This is a genomic window from Dyadobacter jiangsuensis (assembly GCF_003014695.1).
Classification (GTDB): domain Bacteria; phylum Bacteroidota; class Bacteroidia; order Cytophagales; family Spirosomataceae; genus Dyadobacter; species Dyadobacter jiangsuensis.
This window is the reverse complement of the sequence record NZ_PYAS01000012.1, coordinates 49,900-72,218: the sequence shown is the minus strand read 5'-3', so window position 1 is coordinate 72,218 and position 22,319 is coordinate 49,900. Positions and strand designations below refer to the sequence as shown.

The window sequence follows — 22,319 nt, the reverse complement described above, 5'->3', positions numbered from 1 at the left end:
TGAGTTTTAGTTGATTAAATTACCGGTGAATCAGTAAACTGCTACTCACTTCACCTACCCTTACCACATACCGGCCATTTACAAAATTCCTGATATTAATCTGCTGCATGTTTGTCACCTGGCCTTCGATCACAACACGTCCATTTCCGTCGACGATCGAAAACGGTTGCTTCTGACTAATGCCGGAAACCGTGAGGTAATCCTGCGCTGGGTTAGGATAAACCTTTACGATTGCCGCGTCGCTTTTCACCGTAATTACCTTTGAGTATTCGAACTTGCCGTCGTAGTCAAATTGTTTTAGGCGGTAGTAGCTTATCGCAAATGGGGCAAGGTCGGTAAAATGATAGTGCTGGTTGTCCTTCGTATTCCCGCTGCCATCTACAAACCCAATCTTTTCGAAAGTCCGTGCGTCGGCGCTGCGCTCTATTTCGAAGCCTTTGTTATTCGTCTCGGAGGTGGTTTTCCAAACTAGTTTGGTTTGATTGTTTTCGGACCTGCCGTCAAAAGAAACGAGCGTCACCGGCAGCTTGACTACGACATAGTTTTTTGTAACCAGCGTCAAATTCGGAACGAGGCTATTGGTTGTTTCCACGCGGTAAATTCCTTCTCCGTCAAGATCCACTCCATCAATACCGCTCACTGTTGTGTGCAGCACATCACCTTTGTAAAGTTTGTGTGTCAGGTTTGCCATCGTACCTCCTGTGTAGGGCATAATCCAAGTTGGGAGGCAACCAACACACATCGGACCGATCAGCGCTGCATTAATCAGTGCCTGTGGTGAGTACTGATCAAGGCGACTGATGTTGGATTCCATCCCCCTGTAATTGAAATTATTGTTATTGATTCTTACATCAGCGGCAACAGGAACACCCAAAAGATTCGGAATCGGGTCACTCAGGCTATTGTACGACAAATCCAGTGTCGTGAGGTTAGTCAGATTGTTGAACGACGCCGGTATTCCGCCGGTAAGGCCATTGTATGAAATATTCAGGCAACGCAAGTTTGTCAGATTACCTATTTCCGCGGGAAGCCCTCCCACACTAGAATAGGAACCAAGCGGATAAGGGCGGGTTCCGGTTAGCTCCAATGTGTCGAGCGTCGTGAGGTTTCCTATCTGGCTTGGTATCGGAGTGGAAAACACAACGCCGCCCATACGAAGCATTTTAATTTTTGGCCATTGACAAACAACGTCAGGGAAAGCTATCGTGTTAATCCCCTCCAGCGGACCAAATCTTCCCATAACACAACGCTCAAGATTAACCAGATTCGCAAAACTTGCGGGGATATCGCCCGAAGGCGTGATGTGTAATTCTTTCAGGGTTGTAAGGCTGCCAATTTCGGACATGCTACTTGAACTGAAACCATTTCCCAGAAAATTCAAATATTCCAGCTTGGAGAGATTACCAATTTCTGATGGAAGATTCCCTCCAAATCCCGGTCCCAGATAATCCGTAGAGAGGTCAAGGTGCGTCAGTTCCGTTAGATTCCCGATTTCCGACGGCAGCATTGCAGGCTCGGAGGTGTTACTGATACTAAGACGTGTAACCCTGCCGCCCGCGCAAGTCACGCCATCCCACCCGCAGGGGCTATCTCCGACATTGCCCGGCACTACCCAATTGACCAGCCAGCTAGGACCATTAGCCTGGTTATAGATTGCAACAAGTGCCTGGCGATCACTTTCCAGTGTCTGCCCAAACGATCTAAGCGAAAGGAATAGCAGTAGTATCGTAAGTTTACGCATAATATCCTGTTCATTTACATTAATCACCTGTGAATCAACAAACTGCTACTCTTCTCGCCCACTCTCACTACATACCGGCCAGCGCCCAGTTTCCTGATATTAATCTGCTGCTTATCCGTTACCTGACCTTCAATCACCACACGCCCGTTCCCGTCGACGATCGAAAAGGGTTGTTTTTGACTAATTCCTGAAATGGTAAGATAATCCTGGGCAGGGTTGGGATAAACCTTCAAGATCGCCGCGTCACTTTTCACGGTGATAACCTTCGAGTATTCAGATTGGCCGTCGTGGTCCAACTGTTTCAAGCGATAATAGCTGATCGCAAATGGGTTGAGATCGGTAAAGTGATAAAACTGTTCTTCTTTCGTGTCTCCGCTCCCATCTACAAAACCAATCTTTTCAAATGTGCGGGCATCTGCGCTGCGCTCGATTTCGAAGCCTTTGTTGTTGGTTTCAGCGGCTGTTTTCCAGGTGAGTTTGGTTTCGTTGTTCTCAGACTTCCCATCAAAGGAGATGAGCGTTACCGGCATTCCGATGAGAACGAGATCTTCGCTGACCATGGTAAGCCCTGGCACCAGGCTATTTGTTACTTCCGCCCGGTAAATTCCGTCTGGGGTATCGTAATACTGGATGCCTACAGTCGTAGCAACCAGCACCCCGCTCTTGTACCATTTATAGGTATTGTTGGCCGCTGTTCCACCGGCGAAATCCGCGATCAACGTTCCGCCCAAAGCTCTTGCTGTCCTCAAATTATTAGCGGTTCGCAGCGGAATAATGGCTGTCAACTTAAACTTTTTCTGATTACCGTAGGAATCCAGCCTGCTGATATTCGTCTCCATACCCGAAAAAGTGAAAGCATTATTATTGATTCTCACATCAGCCGCGACAGGAATCCCCAGGATGTTTGGAACCGGGCCATTCAGGTTGTTATCCGACAAATCCAGTTTCGTCAGTTTGGCCAGGTTGTTGAACGACGCAGGGATAGTACCCGTCAGCTGGTTTTCACTTAAATCCAGTACTTCAAGATCCGTCAAACCGCCCAGACTCGACGGGATAGTTCCTGTAACGCCTCCGTGTCGCATGATCAGGGTTTTGAGCTTAGTAAGATTGCTTATGTAAGCCGGAAAAGCGCCTATCCCACCCTCCGGTTGCATCGGGGAGTCCTCCACCGAAAGGTACAAATACTCCAGATTGATCAGATTCGCAAACGAAGGGACGGCAGCCCAGCTCCAATAAGGTGTCAGTGAGAGATGTTTGAGTTTGGTCAAATTGTTTATGACCGAAACATTGACCCCTGTCAGGTCGTTACCACTTAAATCCAGGTATTCAAGGTTTGTGAGATTTCCGAGTTCAACGGGAAGATCACCGTAAAAATAAGGGAATTCGCTACCCGGACCAGAAAGATCCAGATGCTTTAATGCGGTAAGGTTTCCGAGAGCCGCCGGAATAACCGCGACAATATCATTACTCTCCATAATCAGTTGGGTAACCCTGCCACCTTCACAGGTAATACCAAACCAGCCGCACGGATTATCGCCTGGGTTTCCCGGAACGGTCCAACCGGTTTTGTCATACCAGCTGTCCCCGCCGGTGGCCTGATAAAATGCCACCAGCGCCAGCCGGTCAGCTTCTAGTGTCTGAGCAAATGATTGAATAGAAAGGAACAGGCAGGCAAGCCCAAGTAGACATCTTTTCATAGCGTCGTGAAAAAGGGTTAAGAAAATCCTGAGAACGTTGAGCGGGTGCCTGGGCGACAGAATAATGCTGCCGGTAATGTAAGTATATTGTATATACAAATGTAACCGAATGCGCAACAAAATTGCACACCGGTTACAAAAAATTATTGAAGCTTAATATGAAAGTTTTCTTGAAGCCTGCTTACTTCCAGCTAAGGCCCATATTACGGAAGAGGAATGCGTAAATATCCGCTTGGGTTTCCAGCGCTTTTTTGGTATTGCTCGCGCCGTGGCCGGAGTTTGTGTCGATCCGGATCAATAATGGGTTGGATGAAGTACTCCCTGCTTTTGCCTGCAATTCAGCGGCGTACTTGAATGAATGCGCCGGCACGACGCGGTCGTCGTGATCGGCCGTGGTAATCATCGTAGCAGGGTAATGGCCACCTGTTTTAATGTTATGGAGTGGTGAATATCCACGTAAAACCTTGAATTCCTCCGCATTGTCGCTGCTGCCATAGTCGGCGATCCAGTTCCAGCCGATGGTAAATTTATGGAAACGGAGCATATCCATGACACCCACGGCCGGGAACGCTACTTTGAAGAGCTCGGGACGCTGGTTCATGACCGCACCCACGAGCAGCCCGCCGTTGGAACCTCCCTGGATAGCCAGCCGCTCCGGCGAGGTGTATTGCTCCCGGATCAGGAATTCCGCTGCGGCAATGAAGTCGTCGAACACATTCTGCTTTTTCAGCTTCATACCCTGCTCGTGCCATTTCTCTCCATATTCGCTTCCGCCACGCAGGTTCGCTTGTACAAACACGCCGCCCTGGTCGAAAAACGGGATACGGGTAGGGCTAAACGCAGGCGGCAGGCTTACATTGAAGCCGCCGTAACCATACAGGATCGTGGGATTGGTCCCATCCAGTTTCAGTCCTTTTTTATAGGTAATGAATGCCGGAATACGCGTACCGTCCTTGCTTGGGTAAAATACCTGCTTCGTTTCGTAGTCCGACGGCTTGAACGTCACTTCGGGCTCACGAAAAACGCTGCTCTTTCCACTTGCAATATCATAGCGGAAAATCGTCGAAGGGTAGTTGAAGGAAGTATAGGTGTAAAACACAAAAGTATCCTCCTGATCGCCTCCAAAGCCCGCCGCCGAGCCCAGTCCCGGCATTTGGATCTCACTTTCGAGCACACCCGCCGGCGTGTACACGTAGGCACGGGAGGTCACATCTTTCAAATAGGAGGCAAACAACTTCCCTCCTGCCAACTGAGCAGATTCGAGCGGCTCCTGACGTTCAGGCAACACGGTTTCCCACGTCCGGCCAGCCGTTTTGAAGCGCATTACCTTGCCATTCGGTGCATCGTCGTTCGTTTCGATCAGGAAATCGGCACCTATATTTTCGATAACTCGGAAGCTGGCATCGGTGATCTCCTCGCGGATGGGTACAAAACGGCTCTCGCCCTTTTTCAACACCCAAACCCCATTACCATCTTTCCCTTTTCCGCGGTCGCTTACAGTCAGGACAGCGTATTGTTCGTCCTCCGTAGTGCCGACGGTGTGGAAGCGTTGCGGATTCGCAGGGTCTTCGAACACCAGTTTATCCTGTTCCTGTTTAGTACCAATGCGGTGGAAAAACACCTGGTGATTCTCGTTTTTGGCGGCCAACGCACTGCCATCCGGCTTGGGGTAGCGGCTATAATAAAAGCCCTCGCCCTGCCACGATGCGCCCGATACTTTCACCCATTCGACCCTGTCGGCCAGCATCGAAAGGTCTTTCATATTCATGACCTGATATTCCTGCCAGTCGGAGCCACCTTTCGAAAAACCCAAAACGGCATAAGCACCGTCTTTCGACAGGCTGAAAACGGTGAGCCGCGTCGTTCCATCGGGAGAAAGTTTGTTCGGATCAACTACCACTTCCGGCGCTCCGTTAATTCCCTTCTGGCGGTACAATACGGCCTGGTTTTGCAGGCCATCATTTTTATAGAAATAGAAATACTCTCCTTTCTTTCTCGGAGCTGAATACTTGGGATAATTATATGCTTTTTCGAGGTCCTGGAATATTTTCTCCTTAAACGGGATCGCATTCAGGTAGCCAAATGTCACCTCGTTCTGGGCCTTCACCCATGCCGCCGTTTCCTCGGAGCGATCGTCTTCGAGCCAGCGATAGGGGTCGGCGACCTTCACGCCGTGGTACTCGTCAAAATGTTCCTGCTTTCTGGTTTCAGGATATTTTAATTGCTGCGCATGGCCGATTCCCGACAATGCCGATGCTGTCATCAAAGTCATCAGAAAAATTTTTGAATTCATAAATACGGCCGTCATTTAATGATCTCCACCTCCAATGAGCTTGGAGCGTCGGCCTGATGATAAATAGTGTGTTTGGCTGTAATAAAATCCGAATCCTGCGCTTTGTAAATGTTCTGTACGTATTTCTGCGGGTTGCGATCGAAAAGCGGGAATGCGGTGCTTTGGACCTGCACCATCATGCGGTGGCCCTTTTTGAAGGTATGCAGCACATCCTGCAAGCGGAATTTCAGGTCCGTAACTTTGCCGACAACAACCGGTTCCGGTTTTTCGAAACTGTTGCGGAAGCGCGCACGCATTACTTCACTCCGCACCATTTGCTGGTAACCCGCCAGCACCACTTTCGGATCCGGCATATAAGCGTGGTTCTTTTCGTCGTCCGGGTACACGTCGATCAGCTTCACGAAGAAATCGGCGTCAGTGCCGGTTGTACTGAATTTAAGCAATGCATTGATCTCCCCGCCCAGGGTAACATCTTCGGTCAGGATATCTGTTTCAAAAACCAGGACGTCGGGACGCGTAGCGGCAAAACGCTGGTCTTCCGACATATATTCAAACGGCGTAAAGCCCGACATTTGCTTGTAATTGGCGGTATAGGGCACTGGCTTCAAAGGGTCGCTCACATAAGCGGTCGCGGATTGGCCTTCCTTCGGTGCATTGAAATCCAGCTTACCTTTTGAATGGAAATACAGCTTGCGTTTCTCGGCATTCGTTACCGGCCATTTATCGAATGTCTTCCATTCTTTTTTACCGGTGTCAAACAAATAAGCTTCCGGCAAACCGGTCTTTCCATCTCCGGCTTCCTTCAAAAAGTGTTTGAAAAATTTCGCCTCGATATTGTTTTGGTAAAAAGTAGCGATGCTATCTCCGAAATAAATGTCGTTGTGCAAAGTATGCCCGGTTTCGCGGCTCCAACGGCCGTGACCAAATGGCCCTACCACCAATGTATTGTACATGGAAGGGTTATTCTTTTCAAGGGTTTTGTAGGTATTCAAAGGGCCATACAAATCCTCGGCGTCGAACCAGCCGCCCACGGTCATGAAGGCATGTTTCACTCCTTTCAAATGCGGCAAAATATCCCTTTTTTTCCAGAATTCGTCCTTATTCGGGTGGTTGACCGTCTCCTGCCAGTAAAAGTTTTGTGAATAGTATTTATCAAAATTCTTCAAAGAACCCATTTCCAGGTTGAAAGTGTACCCATCCGGCTTGGGTGTGAACATTTCGCCTGCAAACCAGGAGTCGGTGGTAGGCTTCGGCGGCTTGATACCGAAAACCGGAAATGTAAGGTAGTATCCCTGGGTAAATGCGCCATTGTGATGAAAATCATCGAAAAAGAAATCGGCGATCGGCGCCTGGGGGGAAGAGGCTTTCAATGCCGGGTGACCTGCCAATGCGCTCGCCGTGGTGTAAAACCCGGGATACGAAATGCCCCATTGCCCTACGCGGCCATTGTTATTCGCCACGTTTTGAAGCAGCCATTCAATGGTATCGTAGGTATCCGACGCTTCATCGACGTCGTTTTTGCCTTTTTTCTGGTCGATATGCGGCGTCATGTTCGTCCACGTGCCCTCGCTCATGTAACGCCCACGCACGTCCTGGTACACGAATATGAACTTGTCGCGCATGAGTGCCGGGCTCGGGCCGAGACGCGGCGGGTATTTATCGGCGCCATACGGAGCCACGCTGTAACAGGTACGCTGCATTAAAAAGGGATACTTCTTATCGGCAGAGGCATCTTTGGGAGAATAAACAATGGTGTGCAACTTCACACCGTCCCTCACCGGGATATCGTATTCCGCTTTGGAATAATTTTCGCGGATATACTGCTCGTCGGAAGCAATCTGCCCATAAGCATGCTGTGCCAGCACGATAAGCGCTGCGCGGAGTAGATTTTTGATCATAGTTTGTGATTATTTTCTCTTATAGTAATTCAACGACACACTGGCAGCAGTTCCCTTTTCGCTCAGCGTATAAAAACCCTTGCTTTCGTTGTCAAAACAGATCGCCTCTCCCTGCGGTTCAAGCATTACGGTCAAAGTTTTACTGGCAGATTTAACGAGCGTCTGCCCGACGGATTCTCCATTGCCTCTTTTCCAGTAATACACCCCGAGGTAGGTGCGTACCACCATTTCACTTCCGTCTTTGGAAATGCTTCCGGCGGTAGCAATCGCCACTCCCGGAACCGTGCCTACCTTTTCAGCAACAATGGTTTCACTGGTCGACTGCGGGAATGGTAACCTGTAAATATTGGTCTGCGCTTCCTTTGACAATACAAAAATGTCCTTCGTCACCGGATCGACGATCAGCGCTTCCGCATCTCTGGGCCCGTCGGGGTAACTGAAAGTGATCTTTTGCAATGCACTTTGGCTGAAAGAGCCATCCGCACCTTTGATTTCCGGAATGCGGTAAATGGTGTTGGTGGGAGTTACCGGCTGGTTGTTATTGCCGATATCGGCTATGTAGGCGTATGAAACGCCATTATCCGGGCCCGGGCCTACCGCCACTTCCTCCCAGTCGTGGTTGTTGCTACCGGGTACATTATATTCTTTAATGCTTTTACCGTCCTTGCTGATGAGGTACAAAGAGTTCGGCTGACCTGAATCCTGGATTGTCCACAAGTAGCCGGGCATTGTGGCACTCGCTGCCAGACCGGATGCTTCATCAATAATGCCGACCGGAATCGGGAACTGCTCGGGCGCCGTTTCAAACTGGTCCGACAAGCCGTTTCCACCAGGGGAAGGCTCGGGGTCGCTGCATGAACAGGTTACGCAAAATACCAGTGAAGATAGGATCAGCCCCACTCGTCCGCTCACGCCGTCATATATTTTCATAAAAAACACTTCATGTTAGATTTGCTAAAAATACGTACTTTTGCCGCATTTATTATCAGCGACTTTCATTATATCAGTATTAAAATAGTTATATGTTACGTACACATACCTGCGGGGAATTAAGCTTAGAACATGTAAATCAAGATGTTGTATTATGTGGTTGGGTTCAGCGCGTCCGCGATAAGGGAGGCATGATCTGGCTCGATCTGCGTGACCGTTACGGCATCACCCAGCTGCTGTTCGAAGAGGGTAAAACCCCCGCAAATGTGTTGGAAACTGCCCGCTCACTGGGTCGCGAATTCGTGATTTCGGCCAAAGGTGCGGTAATCGAGCGTCTGTCGAAAAACGACAAGATCGCCACCGGCGATATCGAGATCCGCGTGTCGGAACTCTCCATTCTGAATCCCGCGAAGCTGCCTCCATTCCTGATCGAGGACGAAACCGACGGCGGTGATGATATCAGGATGAAATACCGCTACCTCGACCTTCGCAGAAATACGGTTCGTCAAAACCTGCAATTGCGCCATCAGGTAGCGCGTTACACCCGTGCTTACCTGGATAACCTGAACTTCATTGAAGTAGAGACCCCGGTACTGATCAAATCCACACCGGAAGGCGCCCGCGATTTTGTGGTGCCAAGCCGCATGAATCCGGGTGAGTTTTATGCATTACCACAATCCCCTCAGACGTTCAAGCAGCTGTTGATGGTAGCCGGTTTCGACCGTTACTATCAGATTGTGAAGTGTTTCCGCGACGAAGATCTTCGTGCCGACCGTCAGCCGGAGTTTACGCAAATCGACTGCGAAATGTCGTTTGTGACGCAGGAAGACGTGCTGAATACATTCGAAGGCATGATCCGCGAACTTTTCGCGAAAGTGAAAAATATCGACTTGCCCGAAGTTCCGCGTATGACTTATGCAGATGCCATGCGTCTGTACGGCTCGGATAAACCGGATATCCGCTTCGATATGCAATTCGTAGAACTGAAAGGCGAAGACCGTGACCTTACTTCCGGCAAGGGTTTCGGAGTATTCGACGACGCAGGCCTTGTGGTGGGTATCAATGCCACCGGCTGCGCGGCTTACACAAGAAAGCAAGTCGACGAACTGACCGACTGGATTAAACGCCCGCAAATTGGAGCGAAAGGCCTGGTGTATGTTCGTTACAATCCCGATGGATCAATCAAATCGTCCGTTGACAAATTTTATACCGAAGAGGAGCTTAAAAAATGGGTGGAAGCGTTCGATGCAAAGCCAGGAGATCTTTTGCTGATCCTGTCGGGCCAGGGCGACAAAACGCGTAAGCAGCTGAATGAGTTACGCCTCGAAATAGGTTCACGCCTGGGGTTGCGTAACCCTGATGAATACCGCGCATTGTGGGTGATCGACTTCCCGCTTCTGGAGTTCGGTGAAGAAGAAAACCGTTGGTTTGCCATGCACCACCCGTTCACCAGCCCGAAACCGGAGGATATCGAACTGCTGGATAAAAATCTGGGCCTGGTACGTGCTAATGCATACGATATGGTGATCAACGGCGTTGAAGTGGGCGGAGGTTCAGTACGGATCTTCGAAAAAGAGCTTCAACGGAAAATGTTCGAGATCCTCGGGTTCTCGGCCGAAGAAGCGCAGGAACAATTTGGCTTCCTGATGAATGCATTTGAATTCGGTGCCCCTCCTCATGCCGGTATTGCATTTGGTTTCGACAGACTTTGTTCTATTTTCGGCGGCGCGGATTCTATCCGGGATTTCATCGCATTCCCGAAGAACAACTCCGGGCGCGACGTGATGATCGATTCTCCTTCGACAATCTCGGACGGGCAGCTTAAAGAGCTGGCAATCCGCGTGGAAGGCCTGAATTCGTGATCAAAATGAGATAGATCTGACAGATAATTTAAATAAAGTAAGATTTTGTAGATTTGCCCCCGGGCATAATTTAAATTTAACCACAGGACCATCCGGAAACGGATTGGTCCTGATTGTAATTAAACTACACTGCATGCATTATCAATCCTTTGTAAGATCCTATTTCAGGAATACCCTATTGTTGCTGCTCCTTCTGACCAACATCGGGGTTTTTGCTCAAAACAATACATCTCCCCAGCTTCCGACAGACCCGACACAGTCTAAAGTCGATCCTTCTCAGGTGACCAACCAACAGGCCGTCGACTTTTATAACCAGGCTAAGTCGGCTGGAATGTCGGATATGGATATCGAAAGAGCTGCATTGCAAAGGGGTTATACTTTGGATCAGATATCTGCCATGCGCAAGCGGCTGCAACAACGGCCCAATGACAGGCAAACCAACGACCCTAACAGGGATCAGCTCGACGAAACGCGGGATCAGGACGATGCCGATCAGCTTGAAGACGAGACAAACAACGAGCGGGACTCCACCAATGCAAGAAATGCAAGGAACAGACGCCTGAGTCGCACTTTTGGCTCCGCTTTCTTTGCCCGTACCACTTCCACATTCGAGCCCAACCTCCGCATTGCTACGCCACGAAACTATATTCTTGGCCCGGAAGATGAAATCGTTGTGGATATCTACGGAAATGCAGTGGATAACTTCCGCATGAAGATCAGCCCGGAAGGAACGGTGAAAATGCTCAACCTGGCTCCTGTGTATATCAATGGACTGACCATCGAACAAGCCAGTGAACGCATTGTCAACCGCTTGCGCCAGGCTTATTCGACACTCAACCGCCCCGGCTCAGGAACCTATTCCTCTATTACACTCGGTAATGTACGCAGCATACATGTGATGATCACAGGCGAAGCGGCACGTCCGGGTACTTACACCGTTTCATCGCTCGCGACTGCATTTAATGCGCTTTCCATATCCGGCGGTCCAAGTCTGAACGGCTCCTACCGTAATATTGAGGTCATCAGGAACAACAAGGTGATCCGCAAAATCGACTTATACAAGTTCCTGGTGGATGCCGATCTACGCGATAACATTGCTCTGCAAGATCAGGATATCATCCTCATCAGGCCGTTTGAAACAAGAATAGAACTGAATGGCGAGCTAAAACGTCCCGGTATTTTCGAAGCTAAACAGGGCGAAACCCTTGGAAACATCATTCGTTATGCAGGAGGTTTTACACCGGAAGCTTACACGAAGACATTCACTTACCAACGCAACACCGGCACCAATTACATGATTGGTAGCGTCGATTCGGTTCAGATTGAAGCTTTCACTCCCAAAAACGGGGATATTTTTAATGTAAAACGGATACTCGATGTCGTAGCTAACCAGGTCGAGATACGTGGTGCTGTAACATTACCGGGCCCGTATGCATTGGAAGAACGTTGTAATTCTGTTCTGAAACTGATTCAGATGGCGCAAGGACTTAGCCCGCGTGCTTTCCTCAACCGCGCCATTCTCGAAAGATCGAGTGGCGAAACTCAGACAGGCATTGTAGCGATTGACCTTCGCAAGCTTGTGAATGGTGAAATTGCGGATATTCCGTTGCTCGCTGGCGATATCCTGACGATCAAATCAGTGGAAGACCTGAAAGAATTCACATTCCTGACTATTTCAGGATCGGTGATCAACCCGGGCAACTATTATTATTACAAAGACATTACCATCGCCGACCTTATCTTCCAGGCCGGCGGCTATACCGAAGGTGGTATCCCCTATCGCATTGAGGTATCGCGTCGTGTGAAAAACGATACGCTCGACCTGCCTTCTTCGCAAAACGTCCGTATCTTCTCGATAGACGTGGCCGATAACCTGGTACTCAACCCCGACGACCAGAAATTTAAGTTGCAACCGCAGGACATCATCGTGGTACGCAAGTCGCCGCGTTACGAGGCCCAGAAATCGGTAACCATTATTGGGGAAGTGCGCTATCCGGGTAACTACACTATTATCAATAATTTCGAACGGATTTCCGACTTGTTCAACAAGGTAGGCGGGCTGCGGTCCGAGGCGTACCTCCCGGGTGCTCGTTTCTACCGGGGGCAGGAGCTGATTGCCGTCGATATTGAAGCGATTGTCAACAAGCCTTCGCTTCCATCTAACCTGTTACTGATGCACGGCGATACGCTGGTGATACCAAGACGACTCGAAACAGTACGGATTCAGGGCGGGGTACATAATCCGTCGGTCATGAATTTCGATGCCAAGTTCAGCTACGACGACTATATCTCGCAAGCCGGCGGCTATACTGAGCAAGGTTGGAAGAAACGCGTGTACGTGTCATACCCCAACGGTCGGACGCACAGAACGAAGAATTTCCTGTTCTTCAGGTCTTATCCCAAAGTCGAACCGGGTGCCGTTGTGACGGTGCCTGTGAAAGTAGCCGAGCCGGATCGTCAGAAAACACCTGGCGAGCGTATTGCATTGTTCTCTTTCATCGCTTCGATGGTTAGTACACTCACATTGGCGGTAATTACCGTGAGCAGAAATAATTAACCATGATATCCCATCCAGAAAAAAAGCCGGTAAAAGCCGATAGCCAGGCGAGTTCGTTCAATGCTTCGGAGATACGCTTTGCCGATATCATCCTGTTTGTAGGAAAGTATATCAAATTGCTGATACTGGCGGTAATCGTATCCGTGGTAGCCGGCGTGGCGTACAGTTTTACGCTTAGAAAGAAGTACGAGGCCAGAGTAAGCTTGTTGCCGGAGTACGGCACTTCCAAAAGAGGATCGTTCTCGCTGTTAAGTGCCGGCCTTAATGGTGATGGTGCGGAAAAGTTGCAGCCGGACCTGTACCCCACGATTATGCAAAGCTCGCCGTTTGGCGAATACCTGCTCAAACAGCCGGTCGTGGACCAAGACAACAAGCCTTATAAAACGCTCATGGATTTCCTGAAAGCACAGGCCAAACCGGGATTGTTTTCCGGCTTATTCTCCTCTGCACCCAAAGCCGCTCCGAAGGAGGTTAAGCTTAAAAGGGACGGAATACTTTCCTATTCGCTTTCGGAGCAGGGAAACATCGCCGGTGCCATTTCCCTGCTTTCGGCAGAAGTGGATGCAAAGAGCGGTGTGATCCAGATCAGTGCAGAAACCGTTGATCCGTTTGTTTCCGCAATCCTTGTAGAAGCGGCACAAAAATACCTGGTCGACTATGTCGAAGACTATCGTTCCTCCAAAGCAAGCCAGCGGGAAGGTTTGCTCGCTGATCGCGTGAAGGAAGCGAAAGCCCGTCTCCGTACGGCCGAATACGCCCTTCAGAGCTACCGCGACCAGAACAGAAATATCTTTTCAAACACAGCCAAAATCGAAGAACAACGGTTACAGGCTGAATATGTATTATCGGAATCACTTTACAGCGACCTGGTGAGGCGGTATGAGCAAGCCAAAGTCAGTGTGAAAGAAGAGCGGCCTGTATTCAAAGTACTCGAACCAGTAAAAGTGCCTTTGGTGAAAAGCAGCCCAAAACGGTTGCGCATAGGCTTAATCTGGGGCTTTCTTGGCGGTTTTTTCGCCCTTTTATATATCCTCCTCATTAAAGAAAAGGTAATTCAGAAGATCGTTTCGGGCGCGAACGAGTAGAACAAAGCGCGCCCACACTCAACTTTATTACACATGCTACATATTTTGATTTTCCGGTTTACCTTGCAGGTATCAGTACCGCTCATTGCCTACCACCTGAACCTCCTTCAAATATAACTGGTCAATGAAAGTTCAGCAGGAAATCAAGAGAGGGGCGATCATTGTATTTATTACGAAATACAGCGGCATATTACTTGGGCTGATCGTAAATTCGGTGCTTGCCCGACTGCTGTCACCGGCCGAATTCGGAATTGTCGGAGTTGTAACGGTCTTTATCTCCTTTTTCAATATCCTCAGCGACATCGGCTTGGGTTCCGCTATTGTCCAGAAGCAAGATTTTACCGGTAAGGACTTTTCGGACATATTCAAGGTCAGCGTGCTGATCAGCTTCGGATTAGCGATTGCATTTGCCTTGCTCTCCTACCCCGTCGCATCGTTTTACAACGATCAGGTTTACATTCGAGTCAGCCAGCTGCTTGCGATTCAGGTATTGTTCAGTGCGTTGGCTATCGTACCCAAAAACATGCTCATCAGGGCACAGGCATTCAAAACCATTGGTTTTGTCGAGCTCGGCAGCTCCTTTCTGACTGGGTCCCTAGCTATCGCGCTTGCCTACCAGGATTTTAGTTTCTACTCCATTATATGGCGCTCGATCATATATAGCGTCCTTGTTTTTTTACTCTACTTCATCAGTTCCGGATTGAAGATCCAATCCGGCATTTCATTCTCCGGCATTCGGGGCGTCGCCAGATATTCATCGTACCAGTTCGCATTCAACTGCATCAACTACTTTTCGAGAAACCTGGACAATATACTCGTGGGCAGGTATATTGGTAACACCGGCCTGGGACTTTATAACCAGGCTTACCAGCTGATGATGTACCCGGTGTCCAACCTGACGCACGTGATTACGCCGGTGATCCACCCGATATTGGCCAAATACCAGCACAACAAAACCATTATTTTTGAGGAGTATATTAAAATTGTGAAAGTGCTGGCCATTCTTGGCCTTCCGATATCGGTATTTACCTATTTCTCCGCTTCGGAACTCATTTATATGTTTCTGGGCGAAAAATGGATGGAGGTGGTTCCTATTCTGAGGATACTGAGTGTATCTATCTGGATTCAGATGATTATGTCGAGTAGCGGTGCTATTTTTCAGGCAGCAGGGCGCACAGATATGCTGTTTACCTCGGGGTTGCTGTGCGGCGCGACGATGATCCTGGCTATTCTTTGCGGTGTTTTGTATTTCAAATCATTGGAAAAGACAGCCCTGTTGTTGGTCATCGCCTTCTACCTCAACTTTGCCATCAGTTTTTATGTGCTGATCAGCACCGTACTACGCCAAAACGTTTTTAAATTATACGCATTGCTTGCGCGGCAAATTCCTTCCGTTGCTGTCCTGATCCTTGCCTATCTGGCTGAAAAGAGCCTTGCAACAGACTGGGCTCCCGCGCCTTCGATGCTGATTATTTCACTGGGTATCAAACTTTGCATTATGGGTTTGGTAACCGCTACTTTCAACTTTCCTCTCATTGAACCTTATTTTAAAAAGCTTAGTCACTTGAAAAGTAAGTAATGAGGACGAAAAAGAAACCGAAAATATTATCATTCAGTCATTATGGCACACTTTATGGTGCGAACAGGTCCCTATTAACTTTGCTAACCGAGACTCGTGACCAGATCGACTGGTGGGTGATCTGTCCGAGGGATGGCGATTTTACAGAAGAACTGGCCAGGAATGGTATCGAATTCAAGATTATCGCATTTGCCAACGATATTCACAAAGTTCCGCGGTTCCCGCAGTGGTTTCATAGTGTCAAAAGGTTTGCATTCAATGTTCTTGTCGCGCTATACGTTGCATTGCTGGTTGTCAGAAAACGGATCGATCTCATCCACAGCAATTCCTCGGTGATTTTCTTTGGTGCGCTCGTTGCGTTCATTTCCGGTCGGAAGCACCTGTGGCATATCCGGGAGTTTGTGTACGACGACTATCATTTAAAATACAATTTTGGCAAATCGTCCTTCCGGTTCTGGGCCAACAAGGCTGCGCGTATTATTTGTATCTCTAAAAGCATTGCCCAAAAAAGGGTGATCGATTCGGACGTCGCCACCCCGCATACGGTTATATACAACGGGCTGGTCGACGAACTTCCGCAAATACCTCCGCATATACCTGGCATAACGTCCCAGGCAGGAATAGTAGGCATTATTGATCCCGCGAAGGATCAAATGACGGCCATAAAAGCGATCAATGCGCTCGTAAAAAAAGGGGTTGCCATAAAATTGGAAATTGTAGGCGAAATTGGCGATCCGGCTTATTATGAAGAAATTGCAGCCTATATTCAGGAGCAGGGCATCAGCGGACATATTCAGTTCACCGGGTTTACCAAAGACGTTCAGAGCATTTATCGCCGCTTCGACGTGTTGCTCATGTGTTCACCCCATGAGGCACTCGGGCGCGTGACGATCGAAGGCATGATGTACGGTGTTCCGGTGGTGGCATTCGACTCGGCTGGCACCAGTGAGATCGTCCAACATGGGCAGACCGGCCTGCTTTACCATTCCGACGAGCATAGTCTGGCCGCTGAGGTGGAGAGATTGCTCAATGATCCTTCCTTATATGCGGGCATAGCCAAGCGCGCGAGGGAGCATGTTTTTCAAAATTTCACGATTACAAAATATCGCGACAACTTCATCAGGGAGGTTGAAAGTTGCCGTCAAAACTAAGTTATGCAGTATCCCAAAATTTCGATCATCACAGTAGTAAGAAACGGTGAAAAGGACCTTGAAAACGCCATCAAAAGCGTCGTTAGCCAAAGCTACGGTCATATTGAATACATTATTCTGGATGGACTTTCGACGGACGGGACATTAGATATTATCCGGAAATACGAACATGAGATTTCGCTCTGGAAAAGTGAGGCTGACCGTGGGATATTCGATGCCATGAACAAAGGGCTCGATCTTGCCACGGGCGACTGGGTCTTTTTCCTCGGATGTGACGATGTGCTGGCTTCGCCGACGATCATCGAAGAGGTTGTGGCGGAGATTACCGAAACCGACGGTATCTACTACGGAAACACCTATCTCAAAAAGAGTAATCAGATTTACACAGGCAAAGTCAGCAAATGGAATATCGCTTTGCGAAACATTTCGCATCAGGCCATTTTCTACCCGCGGTCAGTTTATAAGCAAAAGAAGTATAACTTAGATTATAAATTAACAGCCGACCACGTTTACAACGTGGAGCTGTACAGCCGATTCGCTGCTCACTTCTTTTACATGCCCAAGCTGATTTCGATATACAACGACTTGGGTATGAGCTCTGTAAATATTGATCATCAACATAAAAAAGACATTGTCGGTATAGTCTACGACAATCTGGGTAGCGCAGTCGGTTCCTACTATTGGTTCCGTGTAAAGCTTTCTAATTTTAAAAACAGCCTGAAAGGTGGGAAATGATTTTTACCGGCCTCTTCTATTCTTGACGGTACCTAATGTCGTAGCCTAAATCCTGTACATGGTGCTCCGAGTGATCACCGGATCAAAATCGTATGCCTAATATCGTTTTCTTCATTTATAATATCTCGGCGGTCGGCGGAACGGAACGCGTGGCTTCGGTCATCATCAACGAATTCGCGAAAAGAGATTTTAATGTTCACGTGCTCGGGCTGTATGGCGATCCGGAAAAGATCTTTTTCCCTTTCGAGCCGAACGTCAGGGTCACCAGCCTGCATATCGAAAATTTGAAAGGCATCCGGAAAATCCTGTACTCGCAGCACAAGATCCGGCAATTCGTCAACAATAACCATATCGATACATTTGTAACGGTCGAATCGATCATGGCCACCTATTCCGTTCCCTCACTCGCCTTTACCGGCATCCGGCATGTGGTGTGGGAGCATTTCAATTTCAAGGTAAGCCTGGGTATCGCGGCCCGGTCGCTCGCCCGGCAGCTTGCTCTTTGCTTTGCCGACAGCATTGTAACCCTCACAGCCCGCGACATACAATTCTGGAAACAAGGAGCTTGGTACCGCCGTGCAAAGCTGGCGCACATTCCTAATCCTATGTTTCTGGAAGAGCAAAAAATCAACGAAAATCCTTCCAAAACAGTCATTTCCGTCGGGAGGATAACCTTTCAGAAAGGGTTTGATTTGCTGGTGGATGCTTGGGCCCAACTGCCTGCCAGTCTTCGGAATGAGTGGAAACTGCTCATTATCGGCGATGGGGAAGAAAAACCTGGTCTTGAACAGAAAATAACAGAACTTGGGGTTGGGGATTCTGTTGAACTTGTAGGTGCTACAAAAGCAGTTTTTGCGTATTTTGAAGCAGCGTCCATCTACTGTCTGAGTTCACGGTTTGAGGGCTTGCCGATGGTGCTCCTGGAAGCTTTGGCGTTCCATTTACCCATTGTGGCTTTCGATTGTGACACGGGCCCCGAAGAACTCATCGAGCAAGGGGAAAATGGAATCCTGGTGGAAGCAGGTAATGTAGGTAAACTATCACAATCACTGGCCACACTGATGAACGACGACGCGCTTCGAGGCCGTATGCGCAATTACAAGTCACAAAGACTTCACACACTCGAACTCGGCGGAATTATAGCGCAGTGGAGCCAGGTATTGAAATAGAAATCGACCATATGTAAGAACACACTAGCTTTGAAAAAACAGAAACTACTTTACATACTGCATGACGTGCAGATCGGCGGCGTTGAAGTAGCCATGCTGTCGGCATTACCCGAGCTGAACAGGCAATTTGATCTGAAAGTGATGGTTTTGGGGAGTATTGATGCCAATATAACCAGCCATCTCACCGCTGAGGAAAAAGCCTGCATGGTTCCGTTCGACTATAAGCTGAGCATGTATCCGTTGGTGATTCCCAAAATGATCCGCTTCATTCTGGGTTTCTCGCCCGATGTCATGATCTGTTCGCTGTGGCGGGCATCATTGCTTGGAATCCTGGCAAAAAAACTCAGGCCTCAAATACGTTTCGTCTCATTTATACATAATACGGCTTTTTTTCACCGTTTCGATCGGCTGTTCAGCCAGGCAGCGATCCGCCATGCCGATTCGATCTTCACCGATTCTCAAGCAACCGCCACATTTGTGCGCGAGCAATTCAAGCCTTCGGTACCCATCGAAGTCATTTCTTTTTTTACCAGCCCTTCACCGGATTTTAAACCAGCCCCACCCTTCGATAACCAGGATGTACGGTTTATGTTTCTCGGGCGAATCAATTCCGTAAAAAACTTACCTTTGGCTATCGACACCATCCGATACCTGACCGATCGAGGATACAACGCTTCGCTGGATATTTACGGCAGGAATGATGGAATGCTTGAAACCGTGACGGAGTATATCCGTACCCATCAGCTCGAAAACAGGGTCCGGTTTCAGGGCGAAGTAAACGGTAGCAAGAAGCTGGAACTATTCAGAAACTATAATTTCCTGATTCAGCTGAGTACCAACGAGGGAATGGCCATGAGCGTGGCGGAGGCGATGCAAAACGGGCTGGTCTGCTTCGTGACCGCGGTAGGTGAAATTCCCAACTATGCGGGGGACATGAAGACGGCGATTTTTGCTGATATTAGCACAACCGAAACATTCGGCCATTCATTGAAAAAACTGGAATCCGTGATCGCCGATCCGCATCTCTACGACCGGATCTCGACAAGCAGTTACGAAGGGTTTAAAACGGTAGGCACCTATTCAGAATCACTCATACGCAGTATCGGAGGCGTCATGAGAACGAGTAATACCGTAAGCAGCCATTAATGTGTCGCATTTAACAGGAGAGCGGTTCCTTTGGAGTTGTTATTGAGATTATGAAAATATTACATGTCATCACGCTTGCTGAACTCGGAGGTGCTCAATCCGTGGTGATCAATCTGGCAAGGGAGTCTGTCAATGATGGTCATGAGGTAATGGTTGCTTCCTCGGAGGACGGAGAATTGTGGAAAGTACTTCCCTCGGAAGTAGGCCAATGGAAAATCAATCCGTTGCAGCGCTCCATCAGCCTTTCCAAAGAGCATAAAGTGGTGAACGAATTGCGCCGTCTGTACCAGATTTTCAAGCCCGACGTCATTCACCTGCATTCCTCCAAAATCGGGATTCTCGGTCGCCTTGCATTTCCACGAAAAAAGATCGTTTACACCGTCCATGGGTTCGATTCCATTCGGGTTGCGTTCCGGAAATTTCTCCATTTGGAACGCCTGTTGCAGATCAGAGCCAAGCACATTGTCGGAGTAAGCAAGTACGATTATAACAACCTGCTGAGTGAGGGGATCAAAAAAAACGTCTCCTACATTTATAATGGTATTACCGATTACTCAACCGACATTCCTGAAAATCATAGCGAAAGTTACCGTCGCCTGGCCGAAATGATCCGGTCGAAATCCGGCTTTAAAGTGATGTGCATTGCGAGGATTTCGCCGCAAAAGAAGTTCGAGCTTTTTTGTGAAGTAGCCGAAATGCTCGCAGGCCACGATATTCATTTTTTCTGGATAGGCAACAAAGATGAAATGGCGGACCTTCCCGCGAATGCTTATTGCCTCGGTGAAGCAGAAGATGCGCACCGTCTGCTGAAATACGCCGACCTGTTTATGCTTCCTTCCAATTACGAAGGAATGCCTATGTCTATTCTCGAAGCATTGTGCTACTCGGTTCCTGTAATTGCTTCGGATGTAGGCGGCATCGGGGAAGTACTTAACGGACTGAATGGCAGGGCAGTAGCGAATACAGCAAGTGAATTTGCGGAGCAGATTTTACATTACGCGAACCATCCGGCCGAACTTACCATCGCGAAAGCCGAAGCCAGAAAGTCGTATGAACAGTATTTTACGGTCGGGGCAATGTACCGGATGTACCTTTCCCTCTACAAATCGATCGCGTGAACTTCACCGCCCGGGCACATACGGGCAGGTAATGATTATAGGAAATGTGATAAATCAATCAAATCGGTTGAAAGTGCCGAAAGAAGAAAAAAAAGGAAAAATTCTTTACAGTAAAATAATATTTTGTGCCGAAACCTTCCCTATATTTGCTGGTACTAGTTTCATCCCTTCTCCGCCAAATATTAATTTTTAGCACAAAAGCCCTTCTCTGCCAAAAATTATATTTGATTTGACCATATTTATAATTTCGTATTTCAAAAGTTTATTCCTAAACTTGTAGCTTTAACACACGTATATTCTACAATCACACTATTTTTTAGTTCATAAAATACACACATATGGGCAACACTTACGTATCTGACCGCAAGTACATTCACCGGCTTCTAAGCAAAACTGCCGTTTCAGAAGAAGTCCTGATTGTCACCAGCTACGACTACTTTCTTCAAAAAAAAGATCTGGCGCTACTTCTCAAAAGATACAAGGAGATTATCCTGATACCACACTCAGATAACGACGATTATCTTCTCAACCACACCGTAAGGCCGCTGCTCGACAGATTTGAAAAAATACACCTGGTTACCAATCCGCAGTACGACCGACGTAACCGAGTAATCTACGAACTGGTTGTCCGAAAAAACAAATCGATCCGAATCACCACCGTTTACGATTTCTGCGAAAGAGACCTCAAAAAAGTATATATCCCGGACGACGTCACCGAAATCAATCCAAATCTACTGACAGTCCCCACGTTCGGCAGAAGGGTACGTTACCCCAAAAAGATCATCGACATCACGATTTCAATCATCCTGTTCCTTCTTACATTCCCCATCTGGATTCTGAGCTATTTCCGGATCAAACTGGAATCCCCGGGCCCGGTATTCTATTTTCAGGAACGCGTTGGAATGAACAACAGGCCATTTAACTGTATCAAATTCAGGTCGATGAGGCTGGATGCAGAACGAAACGGAGCATCTTTCTCGAAAAAGAACGATTCCAGGATTTTCTCGTACGGCTCGTTCATGCGTCTGACGCGTATCGACGAATTGCCTCAGATTATCAATATTTTCAGACGTGACCTGTCCTTGATCGGTCCTCGTCCGGAACGCCCTGTGTTTACCGAGACATTTGACGAAATCATCCCTTATTACAACCTTCGCCACAATATCAAGCCCGGGATTACCGGCTACGCGCAGGTAATGTATTCGTACGGAGCAGGTGTGTACGACGCGCGCCACAAGCTCATGTATGACCTTTACTATATCAAGAACTGGAACTTGTTCCTGGAATTGAAAATCATACTCCTGACAGCCGTCGTTATTTTCGGCAAAAAGGGCAGGTAACCCCTCTGACACCTCGTA

15 protein-coding genes are annotated in these 22,319 nt (G+C 48.3%); 10 read left to right on the top strand and 5 right to left on the bottom strand.

Features of this window, described 5'->3' with window-relative positions; genetic code table 11:
* Nucleotides 1-19: 19 nt before the first annotated feature.
* The 5 genes from CLV60_RS23095 to CLV60_RS23075 all read right to left on the bottom strand — a co-directional run bounded on the left by CLV60_RS23095 (nt 20) and on the right by CLV60_RS23075 (nt 8,559).
* Nucleotides 20-1,741, bottom strand: a complete 1,722-nt coding sequence (locus tag CLV60_RS23095; RefSeq protein ID WP_106597755.1) for a T9SS type A sorting domain-containing protein — start codon at nt 1,739-1,741, stop codon at nt 20-22.
* 23 nt (nt 1,742-1,764) lie between these two features.
* On the bottom strand, nt 1,765-3,438 hold the full coding sequence (locus tag CLV60_RS23090) for a leucine-rich repeat domain-containing protein (protein WP_146151584.1): 1,674 nt from the start codon (nt 3,436-3,438) through the stop codon (nt 1,765-1,767).
* A gap of 181 nt (nt 3,439-3,619) precedes the next feature.
* Nucleotides 3,620-5,710, bottom strand: coding sequence for a prolyl oligopeptidase family serine peptidase (locus CLV60_RS23085; RefSeq protein WP_106597912.1), 2,091 nt, complete (start codon nt 5,708-5,710; stop codon nt 3,620-3,622).
* Between the two features lie 32 nt (nt 5,711-5,742).
* On the bottom strand, nt 5,743-7,629 hold the full coding sequence (locus CLV60_RS23080) for a CocE/NonD family hydrolase (RefSeq protein WP_106597753.1): 1,887 nt from the start codon (nt 7,627-7,629) through the stop codon (nt 5,743-5,745).
* 9 nt (nt 7,630-7,638) lie between these two features.
* Nucleotides 7,639-8,559: a PE-PGRS family protein gene (locus tag CLV60_RS23075; RefSeq protein WP_106597752.1), complete on the bottom strand. Its 921-nt coding sequence runs from the start codon at nt 8,557-8,559 to the stop codon at nt 7,639-7,641.
* A gap of 92 nt (nt 8,560-8,651) precedes the next feature.
* On the opposite strand from CLV60_RS23075, the gene aspS reads away from it, so the two are divergent.
* The 10 genes from aspS to CLV60_RS23025 all read left to right on the top strand — a co-directional run bounded on the left by aspS (nt 8,652) and on the right by CLV60_RS23025 (nt 22,301).
* On the top strand, nt 8,652-10,421 hold the full coding sequence (gene aspS, locus CLV60_RS23070) for an aspartate--tRNA ligase (RefSeq protein WP_106597751.1): 1,770 nt from the start codon (nt 8,652-8,654) through the stop codon (nt 10,419-10,421).
* Between the two features lie 133 nt (nt 10,422-10,554).
* Nucleotides 10,555-12,978, top strand: a complete 2,424-nt coding sequence (locus tag CLV60_RS23065; RefSeq protein WP_106597750.1) for an SLBB domain-containing protein — start codon at nt 10,555-10,557, stop codon at nt 12,976-12,978.
* Between the two features lie 2 nt (nt 12,979-12,980).
* On the top strand, nt 12,981-14,063 hold the full coding sequence (locus tag CLV60_RS23060; RefSeq protein WP_106597749.1) for a GumC domain-containing protein: 1,083 nt from the start codon (nt 12,981-12,983) through the stop codon (nt 14,061-14,063).
* Between the two features lie 124 nt (nt 14,064-14,187).
* Entirely contained in the window at nt 14,188-15,642 is a 1,455-nt protein-coding gene (locus CLV60_RS23055) for a lipopolysaccharide biosynthesis protein (protein WP_106597748.1), read from the top strand.
* Complete coding sequence (locus CLV60_RS23050; protein WP_106597747.1) at nt 15,642-16,793, top strand: glycosyltransferase family 4 protein; 1,152 nt, start codon at nt 15,642-15,644, stop codon at nt 16,791-16,793. Before CLV60_RS23055 ends, CLV60_RS23050 begins: the two co-directional genes overlap by 1 nt.
* 3 nt (nt 16,794-16,796) lie before the next feature.
* On the top strand, nt 16,797-17,528 hold the full coding sequence (locus CLV60_RS23045; protein ID WP_106597746.1) for a glycosyltransferase family 2 protein: 732 nt from the start codon (nt 16,797-16,799) through the stop codon (nt 17,526-17,528).
* Between the two features lie 92 nt (nt 17,529-17,620).
* Nucleotides 17,621-18,697, top strand: coding sequence for a glycosyltransferase family 4 protein (locus CLV60_RS23040; protein ID WP_106597745.1), 1,077 nt, complete (start codon nt 17,621-17,623; stop codon nt 18,695-18,697).
* A 30-nt stretch (nt 18,698-18,727) separates the two neighbouring features.
* Nucleotides 18,728-19,843: a glycosyltransferase family 4 protein gene (locus tag CLV60_RS23035; protein ID WP_106597744.1), complete on the top strand. Its 1,116-nt coding sequence runs from the start codon at nt 18,728-18,730 to the stop codon at nt 19,841-19,843.
* Nucleotides 19,844-19,893: 50 nt separating this feature from the next.
* Nucleotides 19,894-20,961: a glycosyltransferase gene (locus CLV60_RS23030; protein WP_106597743.1), complete on the top strand. Its 1,068-nt coding sequence runs from the start codon at nt 19,894-19,896 to the stop codon at nt 20,959-20,961.
* Between the two features lie 338 nt (nt 20,962-21,299).
* Nucleotides 21,300-22,301: a sugar transferase gene (locus CLV60_RS23025; protein WP_106597742.1), complete on the top strand. Its 1,002-nt coding sequence runs from the start codon at nt 21,300-21,302 to the stop codon at nt 22,299-22,301.
* Nucleotides 22,302-22,319 lie beyond the last annotated feature (18 nt).

Excerpts from the sequence above, each read along its gene's own strand:
- CLV60_RS23095 (WP_106597755.1), bottom strand. The coding sequence starts at position 1,741 with ATGCGTAAACTTACGATACTACTGCTATTCCTTTCGCTTAGATCGTTT.
- CLV60_RS23090 (WP_146151584.1), bottom strand. The coding sequence starts at position 3,438 with ATGAAAAGATGTCTACTTGGGCTTGCCTGCCTGTTCCTTTCTATTCAA.
- CLV60_RS23085 (WP_106597912.1), bottom strand. The coding sequence starts at position 5,710 with ATGACTTTGATGACAGCATCGGCATTGTCGGGAATCGGCCATGCGCAG.
- CLV60_RS23080 (WP_106597753.1), bottom strand. The coding sequence starts at position 7,629 with ATGATCAAAAATCTACTCCGCGCAGCGCTTATCGTGCTGGCACAGCAT.
- CLV60_RS23075 (WP_106597752.1), bottom strand. The coding sequence starts at position 8,559 with ATGAAAATATATGACGGCGTGAGCGGACGAGTGGGGCTGATCCTATCT.
- aspS (WP_106597751.1), top strand. The coding sequence starts at position 8,652 with ATGTTACGTACACATACCTGCGGGGAATTAAGCTTAGAACATGTAAAT.
- CLV60_RS23065 (WP_106597750.1), top strand. The coding sequence starts at position 10,555 with ATGCATTATCAATCCTTTGTAAGATCCTATTTCAGGAATACCCTATTG.
- CLV60_RS23060 (WP_106597749.1), top strand. The coding sequence starts at position 12,981 with ATGATATCCCATCCAGAAAAAAAGCCGGTAAAAGCCGATAGCCAGGCG.
- CLV60_RS23055 (WP_106597748.1), top strand. The coding sequence starts at position 14,188 with ATGAAAGTTCAGCAGGAAATCAAGAGAGGGGCGATCATTGTATTTATT.
- CLV60_RS23050 (WP_106597747.1), top strand. The coding sequence starts at position 15,642 with ATGAGGACGAAAAAGAAACCGAAAATATTATCATTCAGTCATTATGGC.
- CLV60_RS23045 (WP_106597746.1), top strand. The coding sequence starts at position 16,797 with ATGCAGTATCCCAAAATTTCGATCATCACAGTAGTAAGAAACGGTGAA.
- CLV60_RS23040 (WP_106597745.1), top strand. The coding sequence starts at position 17,621 with ATGCCTAATATCGTTTTCTTCATTTATAATATCTCGGCGGTCGGCGGA.
- CLV60_RS23030 (WP_106597743.1), top strand. The coding sequence starts at position 19,894 with ATGAAAATATTACATGTCATCACGCTTGCTGAACTCGGAGGTGCTCAA.
- CLV60_RS23025 (WP_106597742.1), top strand. The coding sequence starts at position 21,300 with ATGGGCAACACTTACGTATCTGACCGCAAGTACATTCACCGGCTTCTA.